This is a genomic window from Streptomyces sp. FH025, from assembly GCF_017427025.1.
Taxonomy (GTDB): domain Bacteria; phylum Actinomycetota; class Actinomycetes; order Streptomycetales; family Streptomycetaceae; genus Kitasatospora.
On sequence record NZ_JAFLNG010000867.1, the window covers coordinates 1 to 2,798 of the forward strand.

General features: G+C 76.7%; 3 protein-coding genes. 2 read left to right on the forward strand and 1 reads right to left on the reverse strand.

Annotation, left to right across the window (positions count from 1 at the left end):
• Positions 1-307 precede the first annotated feature (307 nt).
• Positions 308-1,816, forward strand: a complete 1,509-nt coding sequence (locus J0670_RS34950) for a GAF domain-containing protein (protein WP_207816516.1) — start codon at positions 308-310, stop codon at positions 1,814-1,816.
• Here J0670_RS34950 and J0670_RS34955 read toward each other — a convergent pair.
• Positions 1,735-2,268: an SsgA family sporulation/cell division regulator gene (locus J0670_RS34955; protein WP_207816518.1), complete on the reverse strand. Its 534-nt coding sequence runs from the start codon at positions 2,266-2,268 to the stop codon at positions 1,735-1,737. The two genes, J0670_RS34950 and J0670_RS34955, sit on opposite strands and share 82 nt — an antisense overlap.
• Before the next feature lie 296 nt (positions 2,269-2,564).
• Here J0670_RS34955 and J0670_RS34960 point away from each other — a divergent pair.
• On the forward strand, positions 2,565-2,798 hold a 234-nt coding region (locus J0670_RS34960), incomplete at its 3' end, for a hypothetical protein (RefSeq protein ID WP_207816520.1).

Here is a 2,798-nt window from a genome sequence, read left to right on the forward strand (position 1 = left end):
GGCACCCGGCTGCGGGCCGTCGCCCTGGCCCTGGCCGCCTGCCTGGCCCTCAGCGCCGGCGCCACCCTGGAGGCCACCGCCGACCTGCACCACACCGTCGAGGCCGCCCAGCACGAGCCCGGCGCGGAGCGCTGACACCCCGGGGCGTACCGGCGCGGACGGCCACCGGGGAGGGCCCCGAACGGTTTCCGTACCGAGCGGTACGACGAGTTGGCGGACACCGTCCCCACACGCCCACCTCCCCCGTACGCTTTCGTCAGCGCGTCGGCCCCGGCGCGTCCTCGAACGGCGGCGAGGAGCAACGCGAGTGCGGCAGACCGGACGGCAGTCCCGACGACCAGAGCGCCGCACCCCGCCGACCGCGGCGGAACTGGCCAAGGTCCACGAGCGGACCCTCGCCGACGCCGCCGCCCGCGAACTCGCCCACCCCGAGGCCGGCGGCTCCGGCCTGCTCGACCTCCGGCCGGAGATAGGCGACTCCTGGGCCCGGCTGCGCCGCCTCGGCCTCGACCCCGACGCCGGCGCCGCCACCGTCCTGCTCGGTCCCGCCGAACTGGAGCACCGCCGCCGGACCAGCGGGCTCGACGCCATCGTCCCGGTGCTGCGCGACACCCTGCTCGGGGCCGTCGACCAGGCCCCGCTGATCCTCACCGTCGCCGACGCCGAGGGCCACGTCCTCTGGCAGGACGGCGAACGCGGCCTGCGGCGCAGCGCCGACCGGATCGGCTTCGTCACCGGTGCCCGCTGGCTGGAGGAGACCGTCGGCACCAACGGCATCGCCGTCGCCCTGCGCGCCCAGCGCCCGATGCACGTCCACTCCGCCGAGCACTACCTGCGCAGCCACCACACCTGGACGTGCATGGCCGCGCCCGTGCACGACCCGGCCACCGGCCGGGTGGTCGGCGCGATCAATCTCAGCGCCCCGGCCCACAGCGCCCGCCCGCACCTGCTCCAGCTCACCGCCACCGCCGCCCGGCTCGCCGAGACCGAACTGCGCGCCCACCGGCTGGAGGCGCTGCACCACCTGCGCACCCTGGCCGCCCCGCTGCTCGCCCGGGTCGGTGGCCCGGCCCTGGTGGTGGACGCGGCCGGCTGGACGGCCGCCGCGGCCGGGCTCCCGCCGCCCAACCGGCTGCCCGTGCCCAGCGAGGGCTGGGCCCCGGCTGCCGTGCAGTGGGTGCCGGGCCTCGGCGAGTGCGTGCTGGAACCGCTCGGCGACGGCTGGCTGGTGCGCCCGGTCCGCCCGCCCGAGGAGGACGGCTCCGGCACGGTGAGCGCCGAACAGGCCGAGGGCGCCCGGCTCCGACTCGACCTGCGCCGCCCGGACCGCCCCGAGCTGTCCGTCCGGGGCGCGGCCGACAGCTGGTCACACCCGGTCAGCCCGCGCCACGCCGAACTGCTGCTGTTGCTCGCCACCGCCCCCGAGGGCAGCACCGCGGCCCAGCTCGCCGAGGCGCTGTTCGGCGACGCCGGGCGGACGGTCACGGTCCGGGCCGAGCTCTCCCGGCTGCGCCGCTACCTGGGCGGCCTGCTGGCCCACCGGCCGTATCGTTTCGCCGACTCGGTGCTGGTCACCGTGGAGGGGCCGGAGGATCCGTACGATCTGCTGCCCTCCTCCACCGCCCCGGCCGTCCGGCGGCTGCGGGCCGGGCTGGCGGCGGGCACGGCACGGCTGCCGGGCGCCGTGGCGCCCCTTCCGCAGCCGTGGCCCGCCGGGGGCGGGGCGGTCGCCGCTCAGCCGTCCGCGAGCAGCGCGGCCAGCTGGGAGTCGGTGGGGCCGCAGCCGCGCTCCTCCTCGACGGAGACCAGCGCGTAGGTGCGGTCCAGCCAGGCCTGCACCCGGGGCTTGGAGGCCTCCAGCAGCGCGCTGCCGTGCGGGGACTCCAGCGCCAGGTGCAACGTCGAACCGTGACAGGGGCAGTAGGCCGGCCACAGCTTGACGTCGCCCTGCCCGCTCAGCGCGCGCAGGCCCTCGCGCAGCAGGTCGCGGGAGAACACCCAGTCCGCCTCGTCGGGACGCCCCAGATGGAAGGTCAGCAGCACCTCGTACGGGCGCGAAGCGTCGAAGCGGAACCGGGTGCGCACCTCCCCGACCACGTCCTCGCCCAGGGAGATCCGCAGCATCAGCACCTCCTCCACCGCCGCCGGAGCGGCGGTGGAGCCGGCCCCATCGCCGCCCGTGGGGGTGGCGGCGAGGGGTGCACTGGAGGCTGCGGACAGCGGGTCGGGCGACATGACGGTCTCTCCGGGAACGGCGCGGGATGCCATCAGCCTGCGCCACCCGGGCCCTGTGGGCAAGGGTTGCAAGGGGGTTGCAATAATCCCCGTGCAGCCTGGCCGCCCCTTACCCGGGGTCTCCGACTGTCCGTCAACTTCCGCCTGTCGTGCGGATGTCCGGAAAATGGATGGATTCCGTCCACGGTGCGGGCACCCGCTGGTACGCTCTCCCCCTCCCGGCGCGGGCCCGCGCCGGCGACCGGCCCGCGACGGCCGGATCCGGGCCCGGGGGCGGCCCGTGGGAGAATACGGCGACGCGACGGCGACTTCGGGGAGGGAGGGGTCCGGTGGCTGCGCGCGAGAGCATCGCGCGGGACGTCCAGCACGAGCCCGCACGACACGGTCGGCACGGGCGGCCGCGCCCGTTCGGCGGCCGGTTCCGGCTGCCCACCCTGCGCTTCTCCGGCGCCGCGATGGCGATGTCCACCGTCGTCGGCATCAGCATCGCCACCACCCTCCTGCTCAACGAACAGCAGGGCATCGGCCGGCGGGCCGGCGTCGCCCGGGTCGGTACCACCCCA